The organism is Streptomyces sp. NPDC046915 (genome assembly GCF_040644935.1).
Lineage (GTDB): Bacteria > Actinomycetota > Actinomycetes > Streptomycetales > Streptomycetaceae > Streptomyces.
Genome location: NZ_JBEYXB010000003.1, coordinates 342,284 through 364,938 on the forward strand (window position 1 = coordinate 342,284; position 22,655 = coordinate 364,938).

A 22,655-nucleotide genomic window follows, 5' to 3' on the forward strand; every position below is an offset into this window, starting at 1 on the left:
CAAGGAACCGAATGGTCAGCTCGCCCCACGAGGCGATGCACCGCATCTTCCAGCAGTATCCGGGCCTCTTCTCCGGAGTGGCCGAAGTACTCGGCATCGACTTCCCCCAGCCCACCTCTTTCACCGTCCTGCCCAACGACCTCACCGAGACCAGCCCCGTCGAACGCCGCGTGGACACCCTCCTGCGGCTGGAGTCGGAGCACGACGAGCCACTGCTCCTGGCGGTCGAGTCCCAGAGCGGGAAGGACCCGGACAAGCCCGCCAGCTGGGCCTACTACGCCTCGTACCTGCTCACGAAGTACCGGCTGCAGCCGTTACTGCTGGTCGTCTGCCAGGACCGCGCCACGGCGGAATGGGCCGCGCGCGAGGTCAGCTTCGGTCCTCGACAGTGGCCCTTGCTGACCCTGCGGCCGCTGGTCGCGGGACCACACAACATGCCGGTGATCACCGACCCGGCCGAAGTCCGCAAGGATCTCGCCCTCGCCACGCTGGCCGCGATCACTCATGCCACGCATCCGGACGCCGGGGTCATACTCAAATCGATGACGACCGTTCTGCGGGACACACCACAGAGCATCGCCAACCCGATCATCGAACTCATCGCACAAGGCCTGGGCAAGCACCCAGCCGCACAGCTGTGGAGGAAACTGGTGGCCGTGGACCTCTCCTTTTACAAGTCACCCCTCTCCGAGGAAATCCGCGACGAGGGCCGAGCCGAGGGCGAGGCGCGTCGCGCCGCCGAGGACGTCCTGGACATCCTGGAAGTGCGCGGCATCGACGTCCCCGAAGCGGTCCGGGAACGCGTCACCGGCTGTGGCGACCCCGAGATCCTGCGCCACTGGCACCGGCGCGCCGTCACAGCCCCGACAGCCGAAGCGATCTTCGAAGACGAGTAGCCCCGAACCATGGCGGAGAGGCCGACCCGGTACACGGGCCGGCCTCCACCGCACGGACCCCTGTCTACTGAGGGCCGGGACTGGGCAGTTCCCGGCCCTCTCATGGCTGTCCTACGACAGCACCCCGGCCCCCGTCGTCGTAGCCAGCGACGTCGGCAGGTTCTTCGCCGAGGTCTCCAGGCCCGCCGTGAGGGTCGGCGTCCAGTTGACGGTTGTCTTGATCTTCTTCGACGAGGCGGAGTTGTAGGCGGCGACCAGGTCCGTGGCCGTGCCGTTGACGAGGTTGCCGCCGCCCGCGACCGAGCCCGTGCCGTCGCCGCTCAGCAGCTTGGAGACCTTCTGGCCGGCGGGGATCTTCCAGTAGTTGTCCTCGGCGACGACCTGCGCCTTGGCACGGGAGTTGATGCTGTACTGGAGGACGTAGCCGTTGACCGTCGCGGTGTCGTAGAGGTTGTTGTAGATGTGGACCTGGCCGATGCGGGCCAGGGGCGCGCGCTGCACGATGCCCTTCCACACGTTGTGGTGGATGGAGACGTGCAGCTTGCCGGTGCTGTCGGTGTCGCTGCTGCCGATCAGCATGGTCTTGTCGTGGTTGGTGAACTGGTTGCGCTCGACGGTCACCAGGTCCGAGCCCTTGGTGATGTCGAGGGATCCGTCGTGGATCTGGTATTCGCGGCCGAAGTACTTCGGGTTGGCGCTGTCGAAGTGGGGCGCGTCGGTGAAGGTGTTGTGGTCCGCCCAGACGTGGGTCGCCCCGCGCAGGGTGACCGAGTCGTAGTTCGAGTTCCAGTTGCCGTCGTCGCCGTCGGTCGGGTCCCACTGCGGGAAGCAGTCCTCGGTGGCGGAGAAGGTGAGGTTGCGGACGATGACGTTGTCCACGCTCTGGATCTGGAGCATGCCGCCGGTGATCCCCGCCTTGGTGCCCGGCACGCCGACGATCGTGGTGTTGGCCGGCACCTTGAAGGTGACGTTCTTGGCCTGCTTGGTCTGGGCGGCGGACCGGGCCTTCTCCTGCGTACCGGAGGGCAGCTTGGAGCGGCCGTAGGTGGCGGGGTCGAACGCCTTCAGGTAGGCCGAGAGCGAGTAGCCGGTGCCCGACGCGTAGTCCGCGCAGGTCAGCCTCTTCCCCGAGTCGTCGGTGTTGGCGTCGATGGTCCCGCTGACCTTGATGATCCGGGGCGTGGTGTCGGAGGCGGAGCCCAGCGCCTTCACGAGCTGCGCGCGGGTGGACACGGTGAACGTGTGCGCGGAGTCGGCCTTCGCCCCACCGGTCGTACCGGACCCGGAGGACGCCCAGCCGTCCTTGGCGGCGAGCGTCTGGTGGTACAGGTCGGTGCCGCTGGCGTTCGCGTTCATCACGAAGAAGCCGGCACCGGCACCGGCGACCACGGCGGCGGCGGAGACGACGAGGGCTCGCCGCGTGCGGAGGGACCGGCGGTGGGAGGGGCGCTGCGAAGGGGATGCGACGGGGGATGCCACGGAAGAGTCCTTACGTGCTGGGACGGCTTACGACTCGTCAGTGGTCATGGGTGGCGGGAAGGTTGCCGCCATTGGGGAAAACTTTCCAGGGTGAACCTGCCGCACCTTCCCCAGCCCGGAGCAGAAGCGCACCTCCGCCTCCTCGCCGATGTCTTCGCCATGGACGCGGTCGTCCCGTTGGCCCTGGCCGGTGGTTATGCCCTACAGGCCCACGACCTGCTCGAACGCCCGCACGCGAACGTCGATCTGGCGACGGAGAGCACCGAGCCGATGGACCGGATCGCCCGCGCCCTCGGCGGCGCGCTGGCCGCCCGGGGCCGTGAGGTGACGCTCCGGGACGCGGATCCGCTGTCCGCCCACCTGTCCGTCACGGACCCGCAGACGGGTGGTCCGGTCACCGGCCTGGCCCTGCACAAGGAAACCTTCTGGAGCCCGCCCGTCCCGACCCCCTACGGCCCGGCGCTGTGTCTGGAGGACGCGGTCGGCACCAAGATCCGGGCCCTCTACGACCGCGGCCTCGCCGTCGACCTGATCGACGCGAGGGCGGCCTCGGCCCGCTTCACCCGTCCCGAACTGGAGGAACTGGCCCGCCGCCACGCCAGGGACGAGTTCGACCTGCCCACCCTCCAGAGCCGTCTGGAGGGCATGGACTACTACGCGGACTCGGCGTTCACGGCGTACGGCCTGACGGAGGACGAGGTCACGGAGCTGCGCGCCTGGGCTCTGGCCTGGTCGACGGACATCGCCGAGCGGCTGCTGGAGGAGGGCGCGTCCCCGGACGAGACGGGGGACTGAGGTACGGGGCCGAGGGTCAGGCGTGCCGTTCGCAGGTGCCGCAGGCCCTCGCGCGCCGTCCGCGTCACCTGTTCGTACTCCTCCGCCGTGCGGGCGGCGGCCAACTGGACCCGGGCCGTGCGGTGGCACTCCGCCGCGATCGTCAGCGCCCGCCCCGCGTGCTCGTCCGCCGTCGCCCACGTCCTGGCGTCCGGCGGGGCCAGGCTTCCGCCGAGCCGTACGAGCCAGTGGTTGGCCTCCGCCTCCGCGTCCAGGCCGGAGCGGTGGCGCCTTCGCGTGATCCTGAATCCCATGGCTGTCGCTTCCTCCCTTGTCACCCCTCATGACAAGGGAGGTCGCTGTGACGCACCATCGGGATCCCTGTGCGCCTCCGGTGAGCTGTCAGCTCGCCGAAGCGGAAGGTGACGCCGACGAGGTGGGCTGGGGACCGCCGCCACCGCCCGTGCCGTCGTTCGTCGCGCTCGGGTCGACGCCCAGGGTCAGATGGGCGCGCACACCACGGGCGATGTTCTTCCTGTCGTACTTGAGGTGGAGCAGGCCGCCCTCGTGCCCGTTGTCCGGGTAGATGCCGTCCTCGTCGAGGGTCGTGCGGGTCGTGGTGTTGGTGGAGTACGGGGCCACCGTCGTGGTCAGCAGCACCGACTTCTCGTCGAAGAACAGCTGGCCGGTGTGGCAGGCGTGCCCGCCCTCGTACCCGGCGTCCGTCCACTCGCCGTCCACGTGGACCTTGACATGGATGTGGATGCAGCGGCCCTGGTACCAGCCGGGGAAGACGGTCTTGAAGGTGACGTGGCCGTGCCGGTCGGTGTGCCAGGTGCCGCGCAGGAAGCGGTCGTCGTCCGTCGGCTCCGCATGTCCGCCGCCGCCTCCGCCCGGACCGCCCGTGGGGGGCTCGCCGGTGGGGGTGCCGGTCGGGGTGCCGGACGGCGGCTCGCCCGTGGGGGCCGGGCCGCCACCGCCGCTGCCCATCTCCTCGTAGCCCGAGTAGATGCCCACCGCGTTACAGTGCCAGATGTCGACGGCCGCGTTCCTGACGGGCTTGCAGGTCTCGGAGTCGATCACCTTGAGCGTGAGGGTCAGGGGGATGCCCTCCTGGTCCTCGGTGACGTCCTGGCGGAGTTTGTCGGCGTCGATGTAGTACGGGCCCTCGGTCAGCTCCGAGGTGAGCGTGTAGCACGCCTCCGACGTGCTCGCGGCGGTCGCACCGGTCGTCCCGGTCGCCGAGTCCGCGAACGCGTCCACCGCGAGGGCACCGCCGAGGCCCACGGCCGCCACGGCCGCGCCACCTGCGACGACGACCCTACGGCGGGTCATGTCTCGTTCGATGTCAGGGAGTTGGGGGGTGTCTGTCATGCGCCGGGACGTTAGGGACGCAAGCTGTCAGGAGCATGGGTGAGAGCTGTGGTTCGCTGTGTTCGTCCAAAAGTGGCTCGGAAACGGCGACGGTTCCGAGCCACCCGCGGTTTCCGCCGCCTCACCCCGCCTCGTCCGCCGCGACCCGGCCCCCCACCGCGGACGGTGCGCCGGAGCCGGGCTCGGCCGCCGCGGCCGAGCCCTCGCGGCGGCGGATGAACGCGGCTCCGGCCACCGCCAGCAGGGAGGCCGCGGAGAGCGTGTAGAGGCCGCCGGTCGTGCTTCCGGTGGTGTCCTTGAGGTAGCCGAAGAGGAAGGGCGAGACGAAACCGCCCAGGTTTCCTATGGAGTTGATGACGGCGAGTCCGGGCGCGGCGATCTTCAGGTCAAGCCCCGTCTGCGCCATCGGCCAGAACAGCGTGGCCCCGCACTTGGCGCCGACGCCCGCGAGCGTGATGGCCGCGAGGCCGAACCAGGGGGAGCCCAGCGTGGCGAGCAGGGTGCCCACCGCCGACACGACCAGGGCGATGGCCAGATACGGCCGCCGGTCCGGGGCGCGGTCGGTGAAGTGGCTCATCGAGTACATGGCGATGATGGAGCAGACCGCCGGGATGGCCGAGAGCAGGCCGACCTGGAAGGAGGACAGGCCCTCGATCTCCTCGATCAGGCTGGGCAGCCAGAAGGTGATCGCGTAGCCGGTGAGCGTCGTCGCGAAGAAGACACCGGTGAGCAGCGCGACCTGCGGGTGGAGGATCAGCCTGAGCCGCGAGGTCCGCGGCGCCCGCGCGCGGGCCTCCTCGTCCTTGGCGACGGCGGCGCGCAGGGCCCGCTTCTCCTCGGGGGTGAGCCAGCGGGCGTCCTCGATCCGGGAGACGAGGAAGAATCCGGCGATGATCCCGACCAGCACCGAGAACGCGCCTTCGAGCCCGAACATCCAGCGCCAGCCGGCGATCCCGCTCGCCCCGTGCAGCTCCAGCAGGGCCCCGGTGACCGGCCCGGTCACCACCCCGGCCGCGGCGGAACCGCCGAGGAAGACGGCGGTCGCCCGGCCGCGGCCGGAGTCGGGCAGCCACTGGGTGATGTAGAGCATCGCGCCGGGGAAGAAGCCGGCCTCCGCGACGCCCAGCAGGAACCGCAGGACGTAGAACATCGACACGCTGTGGATGAAGCACATCGCCACGATGACCAGACCCCACGTGATCATGATGCGGGTCAGCCAGACGCGGGCGCCGAAGCGTTCGAGGAGCATGTTGCTCGGCACCTCGAACAGCGCGTACCCGATGAAGAACAGGCCGGCGCCGAGGCCGTAGGCGGTGGCGCTGACTCCCACGTCGGCCTGGAGTTCGTCCTGGACGAAGCCGACGTTCGTCCGGTCCAGCTGGTTGACCAGGAGCATCAGGACCAGGATCGGCATCATGCGGCGCAGGAACTTGCCGGCCGCCCGGCCTTCGGCCCCGGCCTCGGCTTCGGCCCCGGCCCCGGCCCCGGCCCCGGAGGGTTGCGACATCGTCGACATCGTTGTCTCCCATTCGCCGTACACGTACATGAACAGCAATCACGTAGGTGGAGACGTTACGTGAACGGACGGCTTCAGCGAGCGCGGGCACAGAACGCATACGAAAGCGGCCCGGAACCGTCACCGGTTCCGGGCCGCCCAGGCCGTCCGTGGACTACAGGCCTACATGGCCTACATGGCCTGCGCCTACTTCGGCTGCGGCTTGCGCACCGAGAGGTGCAGCTCCTTCAGCCGTGCCTCCTCCAGCTCCGTCGGCGCGCCCATCATCAGGTCCTGGGCGTTGCCGTTGAGCGGGAAGGCGATGGTCTCGCGGATGTTGGGCTCGTCCGCGAGGAGCATGACGATGCGGTCGACACCCGGGGCGATGCCGCCGTGCGGCGGGGCGCCGAAGCGGAAGGCGCGCAGCATGCCGGCGAACTTCTCCTCGACGGTCTCGCGGTCGTAGCCCGCGATCTCGAAGGCCTTCAGCATGATGTCCGGCTCGTGGTTCCGGATCGCGCCGGAGGACAGCTCGACGCCGTTGCAGACGATGTCGTACTGCCAGCCCAGGATGTCCAGCGGGTCCTGGGTCTGAAGGGCCTCCAGGCCGCCCTGCGGCATCGAGAACGGGTTGTGCGAGAAGTCGATCGCGCCGGTCTCCTCGTCCTTCTCGTACATCGGGAAGTCGACGATCCAGCAGAAGCGGAAGACGTTCTCCTCGAAGTGCCCGGCGCGCTTGGCGGCCTCGACCCGCACCGCGCCCATGATCTTCGTGACCTCGTCGAACTCGCCCGCGCCGAAGAAGACGGCGTGGCCGGGGGCCAGGGAGAGCCGCTTGGTCAGCTCGGCGACGTTCTCCTCGGTGAGGAACTTCGCGATCGGGCCGGTGAGGGAACCGTCCTCGGCGACCCGCACCCAGGCCAGGCCCTTCGCGCCCAGCGAGACCGCGAAGTCGCCGAGCTGGTCGAAGAACTTGCGGGGCTGCGCCGAGACGTCCGGCACCGGCAGCGCGCGCACGTGCTTGCCCGCGAACGCCTTGAACTCCGAGCCCTCGAAGACGTCGGTGATGTCCACCAGCTCGAGCTTCGCCCGCAGGTCGGGCTTGTCCGAGCCGTACTTCAGCATCGCCTCGCGGAACGGGATCCGCGGGAAGGGGGACGTGACGTGGCGGCCGCCGCCGAACTCCTCGAACAGCTCCGTCATCAGCTGCTCGATCGGCCGGAAGACGTCCTCCTGCTCGACGAAGCTCATCTCGACGTCGAGCTGGTAGAACTCGCCCGGCGAGCGGTCCGCGCGCGCGTCCTCGTCGCGGAAGCAGGGCGCGATCTGGAAGTAGCGGTCGAAGCCGGAGATCATCAGCAGCTGCTTGAACTGCTGCGGGGCCTGCGGCAGGGCGTAGAACTTGCCGGGGTTCAGACGGGACGGGACGACGAAGTCACGGGCGCCCTCGGGGGAGGTCGCGGACAGGATCGGCGTCGCCATCTCGTTGAAGCCGAGCGCCGTCATCTTGTGACGGATCGCCGAGATGACCGCCGTACGCAGCATGATGTTGCGGTGCATGCGCTCGCGGCGCAGGTCCAGGAAGCGGTACTCCAGGCGCCGCTCCTCGTTGACCCCGTCCTCGGTGTTGATCGTGAAGGGCAGCGGCTGGGCGGCACCCAGCAGCTCGACCTCACCGACCTCGACCTCGATCTCGCCGGTGGGCAGGTCGGGGTTCACGTTCTCGGTTCCACGTGAAACGACCTTGCCGTCGACGCGGACCGTCGACTCCTTGGAGACCTTGTCGAGGGCCTCGTACGCGGGCGTGCCGGGGCGGGCGACCAGCTGGGTGATGCCGTAGTGATCGCGCAGATCGATGAAGAGGATGCCGCCCAGGTCGCGCCGATTGTGCAGCCAGCCACTCAGCCGGACGTCGGTGCCGACGTCAGAGGCGCGGAGCTCGCCGCAGGTGTGGGACCTGTACCGATGCATCGTCGTTCATCCAGTCTTCGCGGATCGGGGACTCGTTTCACGGGAAACTCCCCCCAAGCCTACCGGGCAGCCCAAGATCCACTCTCGCCATTACGAGGCAGCCGCTCAGCGGCGGACCCGGATCTCGTGCAGGACCCCGAACCCGGCCGCGGTCAGGGGCACCGACAGCAGCATGCCGAGGATCCCGGCGACGGACGCCCCGGCGGTGATCGCCAGCAGTACGGCCGCCGGGTGCATCTGCACGGTGCGGCTCTGGATCGCCGGCTGGAGCACATGCCCTTCGAGGAGCTGCACGGCGAGGACGACACCCAGAGCCCACAGGGCGATGACGAAACCGCGGTCGGCGAGCGCGACCAGCACCGCGACCGCGCCGGAGATGAAGGCGCCGAGGTAGGGGATGTAGGCGCCCACGAAGACGAGCGCCCCGAGGCCGACCGCGCCGGGCACGCCCAGGACGAGCAGCCCGATGGTGATGCAGGTGGCGTCGATGAGTGCGATGAGGGTGGTGCCGCGCATGAAGCCCTCGACGGCCTCGTAGGCGCGCCGGGCCATGGCCTCCAGGGTGTCGGCGGTGCCGCCCGGGGCGACGGAGCGCAGGGCCTGGACGGCCCGGTCGGAGTCGCGCAGGAAGAAGAAGACGAGCAGCAGGGCGAGCACGGCCTCGGCGATGGTCTGGCCGACCACGCTGACCCCGCTGATGACATTGGAGGCGGCCGTCCCGCCGAACCTGCGCAGCAACTCACCGGAGTGGGCGGCGAGATCGTCCACCGAGGCCCCGGCCGCCCCGAAGTGCAGGGCGACGCTCCTGGCCGCCGCCCTGAGCGAGGAGACGATCTGGCCGCCGGTGTCGATCAGCGCGGTGACGACGATGTAGACGGCGCCCCCGACCACGGCCACCACCGCGACACAGGTGAGCCCGGCCGCGACCGACCGCTGCACCCCGACCCGCACCAGCCGCCGGTGCAGCGGCCCCAGCAGCGCGGTGCCCAGCAGCGCGAGCAGCACGGGGATCACGGCCGTACGCAGCTCCCCGCACAGCCGGATACCGATCCACACGACCCCCGAAACGAGCAGGATCACCGCACACCAGGCGGCGAGCCGGCGGACCGGGGCGGGGAGCAGGGCCGGCGGCGGGGGCATGCGCCCATGGCACCACGCGCCGGGGGACGGTGCCCGCCGGGGCATGCCACGGGGGTGACACTCGTCCTCGAGTGTCACCCCCGGATGCGACCACCGGCCGAAGCCCCGCGGTCGGGCCCGCGGTCAGACCCGCGATCAGGCCTCCGATCAGGCCTGCGGACCGGTCTCCGTCATCCCGTGAACCGCGGGGACCGTGCCCAGGCGGCCCTTCTGGAAGTCCTCGAACGCCTGCTGAAGCTCTTCCCTGGTGTTCATGACGAACGGGCCGTAGTGGGCCATGGGCTCACGGATGGGCTGTCCGCCGAGGAGGACGACCTCCAGGTCCGGCGTGTGGGAGTCCTGCTTCTCGTCCGCGCGGACGGTCAGCGAGGAACCCGCGCCGAAGACCGCCGTCTGGCCCAGGTGGACGGGGCGGCGGTCGGTGCCGACGGAGCCGCGGCCCGCGAGGACGTAGGCGAGGCCGTTGAAGTCCTCCCGCCAGGGCAGGGTGAGCTCGGCGCCCGGCGCGAGCGTGGCGTGCACCATGGTGATCGGGGTGTGCGTGATGCCGGGGCCCGCGTGGCCGTCCAGTTCACCGGCGATGACACGGAGCAGCGCGCCGCCGTCGGGGGTGGTGAGCAGCTGGACGTTGCCGCCGCGGATGTCCTGGTAGCGCGGGGCCATCATCTTGTCCTTGGCAGGCAGGTTCACCCACAGCTGGAGGCCGTGGAAGAGGCCGCCGGACATGACGAGGGACTCCGGCGGGGCCTCGATGTGCAGGAGGCCCGAGCCCGCGGTCATCCACTGGGTGTCACCGTTGGTGATGGTGCCGCCACCGCCGTTGGAGTCCTGGTGGTCGAAGACGCCGTCGATGATGTAGGTCACGGTCTCGAAGCCGCGGTGCGGGTGCCAGGGGGTGCCCTTGGGCTCGCCCGGCGCGTAGTCCACCTCGCCCATCTGGTCCATCATGATGAACGGGTCGAGGTGGCGGTAGTTGATCCCGGCGAACGCCCGGCGCACCGGGAAGCCCTCACCCTCGAAACCGCTCGGCGCGGTCGTGACGGCGAGCACGGGCCGTGCCACGGCGTCGGCGGGTGCGATCACACGGGGCAGGGTCAGCGGGTTCTCGACGGTCACTGCAGGCATGTCGGTACCTCCTTGTGCGGCCAGTTTAGTTGAGCGTTGAACTTTCTGTCACCCAGAACAGAGAAAGCCCGGAGGGAATTCCCTCCGGGCAGGTGGGCGGCGAACCGTCAGCCGTACATACGGCGCATCGCGAACTCAACCATCTGTTCGACCGCCTTCGCGTCGAAGACCATGCGGTGCTCGCCCTCCATGTCGAGGACGAAGCCGTAGCCGGTCGGCAGCAGGTCGATGACCTCGGAGCCGGTGATGACGAAGTACTTGGACTCCTTGCCCGCGTACCGGCGCAGCTCCTTGAGGGAGGTGAACATCGGGATCACCGGCTGCTGGGTGTTGTGCAGGGCGAGGAAGCCGGGGTTGTCGCCGCGCGGGCAGTACACCTTGGAGGTGGCGAACACCTGCTGGAAGTCCTCGGCGGCCAGCTGGCCGGTGGTGAAGGCGCGCACCGCGTCCGCGAGCGAGGGCGGGGACGGCTCCGGGTACAGCGGCGGCTGCTGGCCGTAGCCGCCCAGGCCGCCGCCGGGCATCTGCTGCTGCGTCGAGGCGTACTGCTGCTGAGCGGCGCCACCGTCCATGGGCTGGCCGTATCCATACATGCGCGCAAGCGTACCGAGATGCCCCGCGGGGCAGGAGGGCCGTCAAGGGTTCTTGAGCCGTTTCCGAGCGCGGGTATGTAGACCCTTCTCACACTTGAACCGGTAGGGGTTGCTTCTTATTACCGACGGGTAGCATCATCGTAGCTACTTGTTGGTACGTGAACCAGATGCGAGGAGCCAGTGCCTCGCCCAGTCCTATACGGAGCCGTCACCATGGGGCACTACAAGTCCAATCTCCGCGACATCGAGTTCAACCTCTTCGAAGTACTCGGCCGCGACAAGCTCTACGGCACCGGCCCGTTCGAGGAGATGGACACGGACACCGCCAAGAGCGTCCTCGAGGAGCTGACGCGCCTCGCGGAGAACGAGCTGGCGGAGTCCTTCACGGACGCCGACCGCAACCCGCCGGTCTTCGACCCCGAGACGAACACCGCGCCGGTCCCGGCGACGTTCAAGAAGAGCTACAAGGCCTTCATGGAGTCCGAGTACTGGCGCCTGGGCCTGCCCGAGGAGATCGGCGGTACGACGGCTCCCCCGTCCCTGATCTGGGCGTACGCGGAGCTGGTCCTCGGCTCGAACCCGGCCGTGTGGATGTACTCCTCCGGCCCGGCGTTCGCCGGCATCCTCTTCGACGAGGGCAACGACGAGCAGAAGAAGATCGCCCGGATCGCCGTGGAGCGGACCTGGGGTTCGACCATGGTGCTCACCGAGCCCGACGCGGGCTCCGACGTGGGCGCCGGCCGCACCAAGGCGATCCAGCAGGAGGACGGCTCCTGGCACATCGAGGGCGTGAAGCGCTTCATCACCTCCGGTGAGCACGACATGGAGGAGAACATCCTCCACTACGTCCTCGCGCGCCCCGAGGGCGCCGGCCCCGGCACCAAGGGCCTGTCCCTCTTCCTCGTCCCGAAGTACCTCTTCGACTTCGAGACCGGCGAGCTGGGCGAGCGCAACGGCGCCTACGCCACCAACGTCGAGCACAAGATGGGCCTGAAGGCCTCCAACACCTGCGAGATGACCTTCGGTGACCGCCACCCGGCCAAGGGCTGGCTGATCGGCGACAAGCACGACGGCATCCGCCAGATGTTCCGCATCATCGAGTTCGCCCGGATGATGGTCGGCACGAAGGCGATCTCGACGCTGTCGACCGGTTACCTCAACGCGCTGGAGTACGCCAAGGAGCGCGTCCAGGGCCCCGACCTGGCGAACTTCATGGACAAGTCCGCGCCCAAGGTCACCATCACGCACCACCCGGACGTGCGCCGCTCCCTGATGACGCAGAAGGCGTACGCCGAGGGCATGCGCGCCCTCGTCCTCTACACCGCCTCCGTGCAGGACGCGATAGCCGTCAAGGAGGCCGCCGGCGAGGACACCTCGACCGAGAACGCCCTCAACGACCTGCTCCTCCCGATCGTCAAGGGCTACGGCTCGGAGAAGGGCTACGAGCAGCTCGCCCAGTCGCTCCAGACCTTCGGCGGCTCCGGGTTCCTCCAGGAGTACCCGATCGAGCAGTACATCCGCGATGCCAAGATCGACACCCTGTACGAGGGCACCACCGCGATCCAGGGCCAGGACTTCTTCTTCCGGAAGATCGTCCGCAACCAGGGTGCCGCGCTGAACTCCCTCGCCGAGGACATCAAGAAGTTCCTGGCGCTCGGCACGGGCGGCGAGGCGCTGGCCGGCTCCCGCGAGCACCTCGCCAAGGCGGCCGTCGAGCTGGAGGCCATCGTCGGCCTGATGCTCACCGACCTCGCGGCCACCGAGCAGGACGTCAAGAACATCTACAAGGTGGGCCTCAACAGCACCCGGCTGCTGCTGGCCTCCGGTGACGTCGTCGTCGGCTACCTGCTGCTCAAGGGCGCCGCGGTCGCCGCCGAGAAGCTTCAGACGGCCTCCGCGAAGGCTGTGTCTTCCAAGGATGTGGCGTTCTACACCGGCAAGATCGCGGCGGCGAAGTTCTTCGCGGCCAACGTCCTGCCCGGCGTCACCCTGGCCCGCAAGGTGGCCGAGGGTGTCGACCTGGACCTGATGGAGCTGGACGAGGCCGCCTTCTGAGCCGGCCCCACCGTCCCTGCTGAACACTCACGAGGGCCCGCTCCCGGTAGGGGGGAGCGGGCCCTCGTACGTCGTTAAGGTGAAGACTATGAGTGCACCAGCCCGCTTCGACCGCGGCCACACCGACGACCTGATGTCCTTCCTCGCGGCGAGCCCGTCGCCGTACCACGCCGTGGCGAACGCCGCCGAACGGCTGGAGAAGGCAGGCTTCAGGCAGGTCGCGGAGACGGACGCCTGGGACGGGACGCACGGCGGCAAGTACGTGCTGCGCGGCGGCGCGATCGTGGCCTGGTACGTCCCCGAGGGCGCGGCCGCCCACACCCCGTTCCGGATCGTCGGCGCGCACACCGACTCCCCCAACCTGCGGGTCAAGCCGCAGCCGGACAACGGGGCGCACGGCTGGCGCCAGGTCGCCGTCGAGATCTACGGCGGGCCGCTGCTGAACTCCTGGCTCGACCGCGACCTCGGGCTCGCCGGACGGCTCACGCTGCGGGACGGCTCGACCCGCCTGGTGAACGTCGACCGGCCGCTGCTCAGGGTGCCCCAGCTGGCCATCCACCTGGACCGGTCGGTGTCGTCCGAGGGGCTCAAGCTGGACAAGCAGCGGCACCTCCAGCCGGTGTGGGGCCTGGGCAACGACGTGCGCGACGGCGACCTGATCGCCTTCCTGGAGCACGAGTGCGGGCTGCCGGCGGGCGAGGTCGCCGGCTGGGACCTGATGACGCACTCCGTGGAGCCGCCGGCGTACCTCGGCCGGGACCGCGAACTCCTCGCGGGCCCGCGCATGGACAACCTGCTGTCGGTGCACGCGGGCGTGGCCGCCCTCGCCGCCGTCGCCGCCTCCGGCGAGCCGCTGCCCGCCATCCCGGTGCTGGCCGCCTTCGACCACGAGGAGAACGGCTCCCAGTCGGACACCGGCGCGGACGGACCGCTGCTCGGCAGCATCCTGGAGCGCTCGGTGTTCGCGCGCGGCGGCGGCTACGAGGACCGGGCGCGCGCCTTCGCCGCCACCATCTGCCTGTCCTCCGACACCGGCCACGCCGTCCACCCCAACTACGCGGAGCGGCACGACCCGACGCACCACCCGCGCGTCAACGGCGGCCCGATCCTCAAGGTCAACGTCAACAACCGCTACGCCACGGACGGTTCGGGACGTGCCGTGTGGGCCGCGGCCTGCGAGAAGGCGAACGTCCCCTTCCAGTCCTTCGTCTCCAACAACTCCATGCCCTGCGGCACCACCATCGGCCCCATCACCGCGGCCCGGCACGGCATCCGCACCGTCGACATCGGCGTGGCGATCCTCTCGATGCACAGCGCCCGCGAACTGTGCGGCGCGGACGACCCGCATCTGCTGGCGAACGCGCTGGGGGCGTTCCTGGAGGGCTAGAGCCTGGCCTGGGCCGGGGCCGCCGATGGACGGTCGGCCGCTACGACCTGTACCGGTAGCGGATCCGGCCGCGGGTGAGGTCGTAGGGGCTGAGTTCGACGAGCACCCGGTCGTACGGAAGGATCTTGATGTAGTTCTTCCGGATCTTCCCGCTGATGTGGGCGAGGACGGTGTGCCCGTTCTCCAGTTCCACCTTGAAGGTGGCGTTGCGCAGGCACTCGACGACGGTGCCTTCGACTTCAACGCCACCTGCTTGCTTTGTCATGGTTTCTCTTCTCTTCAGGTATGTGACGGAGTGTCAGCGGCGGACGAGTTCCACGGTGCCGCCCGCGCGCCGGGCACCGATGCCCTCGAACAGGGCGGTGGCCGCCGCGTTGGACTCGTCCACCTCGGCCCATGCCGAAGCGGTCCCGGAGCGGTGCAGTGCGTCCAGCGCATGGGCCAGCAGGGCACGGGCGATGCCGCGGCGGTGCCTGTCGGCCCGGACGGCGATCAGCCCGATCCGTGGCTGCCGGGTCCGCGTCGCCAGCCGGACCAGTCCGACGTACTGGTCGTCGTGCAGCGCCACCGCGTACTTCGACGGGTCGAGCACGGTGATCCCCGGCGGGCAGGGCAGTACCTCGGCCGGCATCGTCCGCCATCCGACGGTGGCCTCGACCTCGTCGCGGATGACGCGGTCCAGGGCGCGCAGCGGGCCCTCCTCCGCCATGCCGGGCGGCACGATGGTCACACCCGACGGCGGCCGCACCGAGCCGAGCCCGGTGACCTGCGGGTCGGTGGGCACGAGATAGCCCCGCTCGCGGCGCGCGGCGGCGAAGCCGGCCCGCTCCCAGGCGGACCGCGAGTCGTGGTCGGCTTCGTCGACGACGGTGTACAGCGGCGTCGGCAGGTCGGCCTGCATCGCGTCGGCGACACGGTCGAAGACGGCGCCGTGCCACGCGTCGACGCTGATGAAGAGCCGCCCGTCGGGCCGGCGCGAAGCGTGCCCGCGGCCGACCGTCCGGTCGTCCTCCAGGGCGTGCCACTGCGTGTCCGAGACCCGCGTGACCACAGAGATCGAAGAGTTCATAGGTGTTGCCTCTCAGGAGTGCCTGTCTCAGGCGCTCCCGGCGACACCTACGTCAACCGCCCACCGTGACCAAAAGGGGGAGCACCCACACCACTACAGCCTTCATGGGTCTCACCTCCTAGTGTCGTCTCACGGCTGCCCAGACGGTACCAGTGGGGGGCCCGTCGGCCCAACCTATTTAATTTGCCGTCGCTTTCGGCAGGGCCCGGTCCAGGTCCATGACGCAGTCGCGCAGGATCCGCCGGCGCTCCGCGTCGAGGGAGCCACCGTTGTTCTGTACCCAGGTGTTCCTGCCACAGGCGAACCAAGGTGGCGTGATGCTCACTCACTCTGTTCACAGGGCCCGCCTCCGGGAAGGGTCCGGCATCGCATGGGGGTTGACAACGGGGGTACCCGCAGTCGCGGACCGGAACGGCCGGTCCGGACAGGAGGCGACAGTCATGGGCCTCGGCGGATGCATCATCCTCATCGCCGTGGGAGCCATCCTCAGCTTCGCCACGGACTGGCACATGAGCGGGGTGAACCTTCATCTGGTCGGGTTCATCCTGATGATCGTGGGGCTGATCGGCGTGGCGACGTTCAGCAGCATCGCACGGCGCAGGCGGGTCGTGATGCCGCCCCCGACGGCCACGGTCGTCGAGGAGGAGCGGCACCACCATCACCACGGAAGCGGATACGACGACGGTTACCGGGACGGTTACGGCGTCTGAGCCTCGGCGGCATCGTCCATCCCCGCCAGGACGAGGGGCAGCCGGTCCGCCCCACCCTCGGTGAGGCGGACCGGGACGCCCCAGTCCTGCTGGTGGACGTGGCAGGCGGGGTATTCGTTGGCAGGGTCGTCGTCGCAGGAGGCGGCCATCGCGGAGACGTGCAGCACGCCCTCGGTGACCTCCGGGTCGAGTTCGAGCGTGCGGGACAGGTCCGTGTCCGCGCCCTCTCCCTTCAACAGCAGCTCCGGCGGGGTGGAGGACACCAGAAGGCGGGTCGAGGGACCGTATCGGGTGTCCAGCTTCTGGCCCGCCGGAGCCTGGAAGATGACGTCCAAATGGAGTGTTCCGGGCGCGACTTCCGTGGCCGTGCGCTGGGTGCGGTGGGCGACGGCCTCCACCCGCACCGCCTCCTCGGGCAGCCGCAGCCGGGTCAGGCGGTGCCGGGCCGACTCCACGACCACGATGTCCTCGCCGACGAGCACGGCGTCGCTGGGCTCGCGCAGGTCGGTGGCGAGGGTGGTCACCTCGCCAGTGGCCGGGTCGTAGCGGCGCAGGGCGTGGTTGTAGGTGTCGGCGACCGCCACCGAGCCGTCCGGCAGCGCGGTGACGCCCAACGGGTGCTGGAGCAGGGCCTGTTCGGCGGCGCCGTCCCGGTGCCCGAAGTCGAAGAGCCCGGTACCGACCGCGGTGTGGACGTGACCGTCGAGGTCCACCCAGCGCAGCGCGGAGGTCTCGGAGTCGGCGAGCCAGAGCCGGTCGGGGGTCGCCGCGAGCCCGGACGGCTGCGCGAACCAGGCCTCGGCGCCCGGCCCGTCCACGAGCCCCTCGTTGGTCGTACCGGCGGTGACGGCGACGGTTCCCTCGGCCGGGTCGTACGCCCACAGCTGGTGCACGCCCGCCATGGCGACCCACACCTTGCCGCCGAAAACGGCCACGTCCCAGGGGGAGGAGAGGTCGACCTCGCGGGCCGGACCCGAGGTCGGTGAACCCTGCCACCACTGCTTTCCGGTACCGGCGAGGGTCGTCACCGCCCCGGTGGCGAGGTCCAGCCGGCGCAGGGCGTGGTTCACGGTGTCGGCGACGACGACCACGGACCCCCCGCCGTCGCCGTCGAGCAGCGCGAGCCCCTGCGGCTCACTGAAGGAGGCCTCCTCGGCACCGCCGTCGGCGAACCCCCGCACACCGGAACCGATACGCCGTACGACGGTCTCCCCGTCCCCCTCAAGCTCCACCAGCTGATGCCGGGTGGTGTCACTGACCAGGAAGTTCCCGCCGGGCAGCAGCAGCGCCTTGCCCGGGAAACGCAGGGCGGTCGGCTCCGGCTCCGGCGCCACGTACGGGCCGTCGCCGCGCCGCAGGGTGCCCTTCGCCTCGTGCTCGGCCTCCAGCTCGGTCACCAGCCGCTCGATGGCGTGCACATGCCCCTCACCGGCGTGCTGCGCCACGACGTACCCCTCCGGGTCGATGACGACCAGCGTCGGCCAGGCCCGCACCGCGTACTGCTTCCAGGTCGCCAGCTCCGGGTCGTCGAGCACCGGGTGCTCCACCCCGTACCGCTCCACGGCATCGACCACCGCCCGATGCTCGGCCTCGTGCACGAACTTCGGCGAGTGCACGCCGATGACGACGACGGTGTCCCGGTGCTTCTCCTCCAGCTCGCGGAGCTCGTCGAGAACGTGCAGGCAGTTGATGCAGCAGAAGGTCCAGAAATCGAGGACGACGATCCGTCCCCGCAGCTCGGCCAGCGTGTACTGCTGCCCCCCGGTGTTCAGCCAGCCACCCTTGCCGACCAGCTCGGGGGCACGGACACGGGCACGGCGGCGGGGCGCGGGTGAAGCGGCATTCATGGTTCAAGCTTGCCATCCGGGTATGAACATCGGATCACACACATACGGCGAGACCGACGACGAAGGAGCGGTGGTTGGCTGCGAACGAGAACGAGACGGCTGCCGGTAGGACGACGCGGGCGGTACAGGGATTCATGGCGCTGCCGGAGCGTACGGAGCAACGGCGGGAGGCGTTCGCCGGGTGCGTCGCGGACGTCGTCCGGGTCCTCTCACTCGATGTCGCCGCCGAACCGGAGGCCCACGGCCCACACACCTGGGTGCACCGCGCCCGGGCGGCACTGCGTGACGCTTGCCGCCGAGGCCTGATCCTTTCCGACGAGTCCTTCCACGCACTGGTCAAGGCGGCCGTCCACGACCCCGATCCGAGTCTCAACCGCCAGTTCGTAGAGCCCGCTCTGAACGCGTTCGGGCATGTGCGCGTCCAGACCGCGCTGCTCGGGTACCTACGAACGGGCACGGACCTTGAGCGTGCGGGCGCCGCGCGGGCCTGGTACTGGTCGGCCCTGCCCCCGCGGATGCCCCTCGTACGGGCGGAGAACCCCGGCGCCGGCCGGCCTGAGCCCGATGACGGCCCGACCGTGGTGGCCGAGTGGAACGAGACCGCGCTGCGCGAGTTCGTGAGCAACGGGCACGTGGACGTCCGGCGCTGCATCCTGCCGGGCATGTCCCTCCAGAAGGAGGCCTACCCGACGGAGCTGCACGACCTGGTGGACCAAGCGGTGGCGATAGCCCGGTCCCATCCGGACGAATACATCCGCCACCGTGTGGAACACCAGGTCGGCGCGCCCTGATCACCGCGCTGAAACAGTGAGCAGGGCGGCCGACGGGGTGCGGGAAGGTCAGTCCTGGTGGGTCACGTCCCGGCCGGGGCCGCCGGACAGGGTGTCGCGGCCCGGGCCGCCGTAGAGCTTGTCGTCGCCGCTGTTGCCGTACAGCTTGTCGTTGCCGCTCTGGCCGTACAGGGTGTCGTTGCCCTTGCCGCCGTTGAGCGTGTCGTCGGCGTTCCCGCCGTAGAGCTTGTCGTTGCCGTCGTCGCCGGACAGGTTCTGGCTTCCGGAGCCGCCGTGGAGAACGTCGTTGCCCTTGCCGCCCTGGACGATGTTGTCGCCGCCGCTCGCGTAGACGGTGTCGTTGCCGTCACCGCCCCAGGCCAGACCCTCCGCGCCCACCGTGATGGTGTCGTCGCCCGCGTCGCCCGAGGCGTAGGCGCCGTCGAGGCGGCCGGAGTCGGTCAGCTTGTCGTTGCCCGCGCCCAGTGAGATCTCGGCGTAGGAGTAGACCTGGTCGGTGGCGTTCTTGTACGCGAGCGTGTCGTTGCCGTCGCCGAGGTTCATGACCAGGGCGGCGTACGGGTCCTGGCTGTCCACGTCGGTGACCGTGCAGGAGACCTTCGTGTGGTCCGCGCCGTCGGGGTAGGCGCAGTCGTGCCCCGCGCTGATCGGGACGACGTCGTCGATCACGTAGGTGATGCCCGTGCGGTCGGCGGTGCGCGTCGCGGTGACGGTGGCCTTGTTGGTCTGGCCGGCGGCGGCCTTGTAGGTGAGCTGCCAGTCGTACTGGTTGACCGAGGCCGTGGCCGATGACCGCGCGACGGCCCCGGCGGTTCCGGCGAGCGCCAACGGGGCGGCCAGGGCGGTGCCGAGGAGCAGCGCCGCCGCCGGGACAGCGCGTAACACCCGACGGCGGACGGAAGAGCGAGGGAGCATTGCGGAACCTCCGAGAAGAACGTGCGGCGCTGTGTGCGACTTACGCACCGTTCGACGCGGCACCGATGCGTCTGGTTGGGCAACTTTTCCGCACGCACCGGAAGTTCAACTTCGGGACACCCCTCGGCCCGGCGGATTCCGGGACCCGGTCAGAAGAGGGCGTGTCCGGTGGTCGCGTCCACGAGGGACGTGATCTCCTCGTGGCGGTCGCCGACCGTTGACGTGCCGGTGGGCCCAGCTCGGGACGCCCCCGCCGGCCTGGCTGACGGGGGTGGGGGTCCCCCCACGCCCTTGAGGCAGTGGGGGAGGGTGGCGCCGGCCTGCCGGCTGATCGAGCGCGGCGAGGAGCGGCTCGACGTCGTGGCGGCGCGCAGCGGGCTGGGTGCGGCGGCCAGTCTGCGCGCGCGGCTGCGTCGCGAGACGGGGCTCAGCCCGTCGGCGTACCGGCGGCGTTTCGGACCGGCCGCCGGGGAAGCGGTTCAAGTATGAGATTCCTCGTACGCGACCGGATCCTCGGCATCGGTGACGACTACTGGATCGAGGACGAGCACGGCGGCAAGGTGTTCCTCGTCGACGGCAAGGCGATGCGGCTGCGGGACACCTTCGAGCTGAAGGACACGCAGGGGCGGGTCCTCATCGACATCCACCAGAAGATGCTCAGCCTGCGGAACACGATGGTGATCGAGCGGGGCGGCGAGCCCCTGGCGCGGATCAAGCGCAAGCGGCTGTCCCTGCTGCGCAACCACTACCGCGTGTCCCTGGTGGACGGCACCGAGTTGGACGTCAGCGGCAAGATCCTGGACCGCGAGTTCGCCGTCGAGTACGACGGTGAGCTGCTGGCGGTGATCTCCCGGCGCTGGCTGCACGTCAGGGAGACGTACGGAGTGGACGTCGTACGGGACGACGCGGACCCGGCGCTGCTGATCGCGGTGGCGGTGTGTGTGATCCACCTCGCGGAACAGGAGCACGAGGAGTAACTCGTCCCCGGCATCGGGAAGGACCCCGGTCGAGCAGGCCGATTTCGATCTACGCAGTCGACGAACGGGGACGATTCGTGAAAATAGCGGTGGTAGGGGCGGGCGGCATCGGCGGCTACTTCGGCGGCCGGCTCGCGGCCGCCGGGCACGACGTGTGGTTCGTGGCACGCGGCGCGCACCTTCAGGCACTGCGCCGCGACGGGCTCCGCATCGAGAGCCCGGACGGCGACCTCACCGTCACGCCGGTACGGGCGACGGACGACACCCGGGAGATCGGGCCGGTCGATGTCGTACTGCTGTGCGTCAAGACCTGGCAGCTCGAGCCCGCCGTCGAGGCGCTGAAGCCGCTGATCGGCACCGGTGTCGGCACCGGCACCGCGGTGGTGACGCTCCAGAACGGCGTCGAGGCCCCGGAGCGGGTGGCCGCGGCCGTCGGCCGGGAGGCGGTGCTGCCCGGCATCGCGAAGATCATCGCGAGGGTGTCCGGGCCCGGCCGGATCCAGCACGTGGGGGGCCTGGGGTCACTGACCTTCGGGGAGTGGGACAACCGGGTCGGTGAGCGGGCCCGTGAGCGGTCCGGTGAGCGGGCCGGTGACCGCGTCGAGCGGCTGCGCGAGGCGCTCGCCGGGGCGTCCGTGACGGCCGTCGTGGCCGAGGACGTCTGGACCGAGCTGTGGGCCAAGTTCCTGTTCGTCGTTCCCCTCGGCTCGCTCGGCGCCGTGGCGGACGTCCCGTTCGGGGTGCTGCGGTCCCGCCCCGGGACCCGGCGGCTGCTGGCCGACGGCATGCGGGAGATCGAGCGGGTCGCCCGGGCGGCCGGGATCCCGCTGCCCGACGGCATCGTGGCGTCCACCCTCGACTTCGTCGACGCCCAGCCCGCCCAGGGCACCACCTCGCTCCAGCGGGACGTCCTGGCCGGCCTGCCCTCCGAACTCGACGCCTGGACCGGCTCGGCGGTCCGTCTCGGGGCCCGGTACGGCATCGCGACGCCCGTCCACGACGTCCTGTACGAGGTGCTCCGGCTGCGCGAGGAGCAGGCGCGGCGGGAGCACGGCACCGGCGACCTCCCCGCCTCGGGCGGGGCGGGCACGCGGTGACCACGGGCGCCGACGCGAGGAGCGCACGGGATCACCGGCGCGGCGGCTCCAGGCCGAGGACCCTGTCCTTGAGCGCCGGGAACTGTTCCCGCGTCAGGCCCACCTTCGCCGGGTCGAACTCCACCGTGAGGACCTCCTCTCCGGCGCCCGCCTCGGCCAGTACCTCACCCCATGGATCCACCACGATCGAGTGACCCGCCTGGGGAACCCCGGCGTGGGTCCCGGCCGTTCCACAAGCGAGCACGAACGCCTGGTTCTCGACCGCCCGCGCCTGAGCCAGCAGCGTCCAGTGCGCGCGACGGCGCTCGGGCCAGCCCGCCGGGATCACCAGTGTCTCGGCGCCGGCGTCGACCAGAGCACGGAACAGTTCGGGGAAACGGAGGTCGTAGCAGGTGGCCACGCCCAGGGTGGTGCCGGGCAGACGGACCGTCACCAGGTCCCGGCCCGCGCCCATCAGCACGGCCTCGCCCTTGTCGAAGCCGAAGCGGTGGATCTTGCGGTAGGCCGCGGCCAGGTCACCGGAGGGGGAGAAGACGAGAGACGTGTTGTAGAGGGGGCCTTCACCCGAGGCGGAGCCGCTGTCGGACGGGGCCCGTTCGGGAATCGAGCCCGCGTGCAGCCACACGCCCGCGTCGCTCGCCGCCTTCGCCATCGCCTCGTACGTGGGGCCCTCCAGCGGCTCGGCCTCCCGCCCGAACTCCTCGTAGGCGAAGGCACCCGTCGTCCACAGCTCGGGCAGGACGACCAGGTCGGCGGACCCGGCCTGGTCACGAACCAGCGCGGCCACCCGAAGCCGCCGGGCTTCGACCGATTCGTCCTCTTCTACGGCGATCTGGATCAGCGAGGCGCGCACACTACCACCGTCCTGGCATTCGAGCCGTCCATACCGGGCCTACGATCGTCACACGAAAGCACTGCCGGGGTGCCTCACAGCAGCGTAACTTAGCGTTCCAAGACACC

20 protein-coding genes and 2 pseudogenes are annotated in these 22,655 nt (G+C 70.1%); 9 read left to right on the forward strand and 13 right to left on the reverse strand.

Annotated elements, in window-relative coordinates; translation table 11 throughout:
- Positions 1-11 precede the first annotated feature (11 nt).
- Complete coding sequence (locus ABZ915_RS09730; protein WP_361798622.1) at positions 12-896, forward strand: hypothetical protein; 885 nt, start codon at positions 12-14, stop codon at positions 894-896.
- Between the two features lie 111 nt (positions 897-1,007).
- Here ABZ915_RS09730 and ABZ915_RS09735 read toward each other — a convergent pair whose 3' ends face one another.
- Complete coding sequence (locus ABZ915_RS09735; protein ID WP_361799466.1) at positions 1,008-2,255, reverse strand: polysaccharide lyase family 1 protein; 1,248 nt, start codon at positions 2,253-2,255, stop codon at positions 1,008-1,010.
- Between the two features lie 279 nt (positions 2,256-2,534).
- Here ABZ915_RS09735 and ABZ915_RS09740 point away from each other — a divergent pair, with 279 nt between their 5' ends.
- Positions 2,535-3,170: a hypothetical protein gene (locus ABZ915_RS09740; RefSeq protein ID WP_361799468.1), complete on the forward strand. Its 636-nt coding sequence runs from the start codon at positions 2,535-2,537 to the stop codon at positions 3,168-3,170.
- 381 nt (positions 3,171-3,551) lie between these two features.
- Here the strand turns inward: ABZ915_RS09740 and ABZ915_RS09745 are convergent, their stop codons facing one another.
- The 6 genes from ABZ915_RS09745 to ABZ915_RS09770 all read right to left on the reverse strand — a co-directional run bounded on the left by ABZ915_RS09745 (position 3,552) and on the right by ABZ915_RS09770 (position 10,847).
- Positions 3,552-4,523, reverse strand: a complete 972-nt coding sequence (locus ABZ915_RS09745; protein ID WP_361798625.1) for an intradiol ring-cleavage dioxygenase — start codon at positions 4,521-4,523, stop codon at positions 3,552-3,554.
- 121 nt (positions 4,524-4,644) lie between these two features.
- Positions 4,645-6,030: an MFS transporter gene (locus tag ABZ915_RS09750; protein WP_361798628.1), complete on the reverse strand. Its 1,386-nt coding sequence runs from the start codon at positions 6,028-6,030 to the stop codon at positions 4,645-4,647.
- Between the two features lie 195 nt (positions 6,031-6,225).
- Positions 6,226-7,989 carry an aspartate--tRNA ligase gene (gene aspS, locus ABZ915_RS09755; RefSeq protein ID WP_361798631.1) on the reverse strand — a complete coding sequence of 588 codons (1,764 nt, stop codon included), beginning with the start codon at positions 7,987-7,989 and terminating at the stop codon, positions 6,226-6,228.
- Between the two features lie 105 nt (positions 7,990-8,094).
- Positions 8,095-9,129: an AI-2E family transporter gene (locus tag ABZ915_RS09760; RefSeq protein ID WP_361798634.1), complete on the reverse strand. Its 1,035-nt coding sequence runs from the start codon at positions 9,127-9,129 to the stop codon at positions 8,095-8,097.
- Between the two features lie 147 nt (positions 9,130-9,276).
- Entirely contained in the window at positions 9,277-10,254 is a 978-nt protein-coding gene (locus ABZ915_RS09765) for a pirin family protein (RefSeq protein WP_361798637.1), read from the reverse strand.
- A gap of 107 nt (positions 10,255-10,361) precedes the next feature.
- A complete protein-coding gene (locus tag ABZ915_RS09770; protein ID WP_361798640.1) occupies positions 10,362-10,847 on the reverse strand; it encodes an SseB family protein in 486 nt (161 codons plus the stop codon).
- A gap of 213 nt (positions 10,848-11,060) precedes the next feature.
- Here ABZ915_RS09770 and ABZ915_RS09775 point away from each other — a divergent pair, with 213 nt between their 5' ends.
- Both ABZ915_RS09775 and ABZ915_RS09780 read left to right on the forward strand, forming a co-directional pair.
- Positions 11,061-12,902 carry an acyl-CoA dehydrogenase gene (locus ABZ915_RS09775; RefSeq protein ID WP_361798643.1) on the forward strand — a complete coding sequence of 614 codons (1,842 nt, stop codon included), beginning with the start codon at positions 11,061-11,063 and terminating at the stop codon, positions 12,900-12,902.
- 88 nt (positions 12,903-12,990) lie between these two features.
- Positions 12,991-14,289: a M18 family aminopeptidase gene (locus ABZ915_RS09780; RefSeq protein WP_361798646.1), complete on the forward strand. Its 1,299-nt coding sequence runs from the start codon at positions 12,991-12,993 to the stop codon at positions 14,287-14,289.
- A gap of 40 nt (positions 14,290-14,329) precedes the next feature.
- On the opposite strand, the gene infA is transcribed toward ABZ915_RS09780, so the two are convergent.
- Complete coding sequence (gene infA / locus ABZ915_RS09785) at positions 14,330-14,554, reverse strand: translation initiation factor IF-1 (RefSeq protein WP_361798649.1); 225 nt, start codon at positions 14,552-14,554, stop codon at positions 14,330-14,332.
- A gap of 33 nt (positions 14,555-14,587) precedes the next feature.
- On the reverse strand, positions 14,588-15,358 hold the full coding sequence (locus tag ABZ915_RS09790; protein ID WP_361798652.1) for a GNAT family N-acetyltransferase: 771 nt from the start codon (positions 15,356-15,358) through the stop codon (positions 14,588-14,590).
- 440 nt (positions 15,359-15,798) lie between these two features.
- On the opposite strand from ABZ915_RS09790, the gene ABZ915_RS09795 reads away from it, so the two are divergent.
- Entirely contained in the window at positions 15,799-16,068 is a 270-nt protein-coding gene (locus tag ABZ915_RS09795; protein ID WP_361798655.1) for a DUF6458 family protein, read from the forward strand.
- On the opposite strand, the gene ABZ915_RS09800 is transcribed toward ABZ915_RS09795, so the two are convergent.
- Positions 16,056-17,915: an NHL domain-containing thioredoxin family protein gene (locus ABZ915_RS09800; protein WP_361798658.1), complete on the reverse strand. Its 1,860-nt coding sequence runs from the start codon at positions 17,913-17,915 to the stop codon at positions 16,056-16,058. The genes ABZ915_RS09795 and ABZ915_RS09800 overlap by 13 nt on opposite strands.
- Before the next feature lie 74 nt (positions 17,916-17,989).
- Here ABZ915_RS09800 and ABZ915_RS09805 point away from each other — a divergent pair, with 74 nt between their 5' ends.
- Complete coding sequence (locus ABZ915_RS09805; RefSeq protein WP_361798661.1) at positions 17,990-18,706, forward strand: hypothetical protein; 717 nt, start codon at positions 17,990-17,992, stop codon at positions 18,704-18,706.
- Positions 18,707-18,754: 48 nt separating this feature from the next.
- Here ABZ915_RS09805 and ABZ915_RS09810 read toward each other — a convergent pair whose 3' ends face one another.
- The gene (locus ABZ915_RS09810) at positions 18,755-19,591 is read right to left on the reverse strand and encodes a calcium-binding protein (RefSeq protein WP_361798664.1); all 837 of its coding nucleotides are present in this window, start codon (positions 19,589-19,591) and stop codon (positions 18,755-18,757) included.
- 179 nt (positions 19,592-19,770) lie between these two features.
- Positions 19,771-19,854: pseudogene (locus tag ABZ915_RS09815) on the reverse strand (cupin); the annotation flags it as partial.
- Between the two features lie 73 nt (positions 19,855-19,927).
- On the opposite strand from ABZ915_RS09815, the pseudogene ABZ915_RS09820 reads away from it, so the two are divergent.
- From ABZ915_RS09820 to ABZ915_RS09830, 3 genes and pseudogenes are all read left to right on the forward strand, one after another.
- Positions 19,928-20,110: pseudogene (locus tag ABZ915_RS09820) on the forward strand (AraC family transcriptional regulator); the annotation flags it as partial.
- Positions 20,107-20,598 carry an LURP-one-related family protein gene (locus ABZ915_RS09825; RefSeq protein ID WP_361798667.1) on the forward strand — a complete coding sequence of 164 codons (492 nt, stop codon included), beginning with the start codon at positions 20,107-20,109 and terminating at the stop codon, positions 20,596-20,598. The pseudogene ABZ915_RS09820 and the gene ABZ915_RS09825, both read left to right, overlap by 4 nt.
- A gap of 77 nt (positions 20,599-20,675) precedes the next feature.
- Positions 20,676-21,695 carry a 2-dehydropantoate 2-reductase gene (locus tag ABZ915_RS09830; RefSeq protein WP_361798670.1) on the forward strand — a complete coding sequence of 340 codons (1,020 nt, stop codon included), beginning with the start codon at positions 20,676-20,678 and terminating at the stop codon, positions 21,693-21,695.
- Between the two features lie 31 nt (positions 21,696-21,726).
- Here ABZ915_RS09830 and ABZ915_RS09835 read toward each other — a convergent pair whose 3' ends face one another.
- Positions 21,727-22,548, reverse strand: coding sequence for a carbon-nitrogen family hydrolase (locus ABZ915_RS09835; protein WP_361798673.1), 822 nt, complete (start codon positions 22,546-22,548; stop codon positions 21,727-21,729).
- Between the last annotated feature and the right edge of the window lie 107 nt (positions 22,549-22,655).

Coding starts and splice junctions, on each gene's coding strand:
- ABZ915_RS09730 (WP_361798622.1), top strand. CDS start 12: ATGGTCAGCTCGCCCCACGAGGCGATGCACCGCATCTTCCAGCAGTAT.
- ABZ915_RS09740 (WP_361799468.1), top strand. CDS start 2,535: ATGGACGCGGTCGTCCCGTTGGCCCTGGCCGGTGGTTATGCCCTACAG.
- ABZ915_RS09745 (WP_361798625.1), bottom strand. CDS start 4,523: ATGACAGACACCCCCCAACTCCCTGACATCGAACGAGACATGACCCGC.
- ABZ915_RS09750 (WP_361798628.1), bottom strand. CDS start 6,030: ATGTCGCAACCCTCCGGGGCCGGGGCCGGGGCCGGGGCCGAAGCCGAG.
- aspS (WP_361798631.1), bottom strand. CDS start 7,989: ATGCATCGGTACAGGTCCCACACCTGCGGCGAGCTCCGCGCCTCTGAC.
- ABZ915_RS09760 (WP_361798634.1), bottom strand. CDS start 9,129: ATGCCCCCGCCGCCGGCCCTGCTCCCCGCCCCGGTCCGCCGGCTCGCC.
- ABZ915_RS09765 (WP_361798637.1), bottom strand. CDS start 10,254: ATGCCTGCAGTGACCGTCGAGAACCCGCTGACCCTGCCCCGTGTGATC.
- ABZ915_RS09770 (WP_361798640.1), bottom strand. CDS start 10,847: ATGTATGGATACGGCCAGCCCATGGACGGTGGCGCCGCTCAGCAGCAG.
- ABZ915_RS09775 (WP_361798643.1), top strand. CDS start 11,061: ATGGGGCACTACAAGTCCAATCTCCGCGACATCGAGTTCAACCTCTTC.
- ABZ915_RS09780 (WP_361798646.1), top strand. CDS start 12,991: ATGAGTGCACCAGCCCGCTTCGACCGCGGCCACACCGACGACCTGATG.
- infA (WP_361798649.1), bottom strand. CDS start 14,554: ATGACAAAGCAAGCAGGTGGCGTTGAAGTCGAAGGCACCGTCGTCGAG.
- ABZ915_RS09790 (WP_361798652.1), bottom strand. CDS start 15,358: ATGAACTCTTCGATCTCTGTGGTCACGCGGGTCTCGGACACGCAGTGG.
- ABZ915_RS09795 (WP_361798655.1), top strand. CDS start 15,799: ATGGGCCTCGGCGGATGCATCATCCTCATCGCCGTGGGAGCCATCCTC.
- ABZ915_RS09800 (WP_361798658.1), bottom strand. CDS start 17,915: ATGAATGCCGCTTCACCCGCGCCCCGCCGCCGTGCCCGTGTCCGTGCC.
- ABZ915_RS09825 (WP_361798667.1), top strand. CDS start 20,107: ATGAGATTCCTCGTACGCGACCGGATCCTCGGCATCGGTGACGACTAC.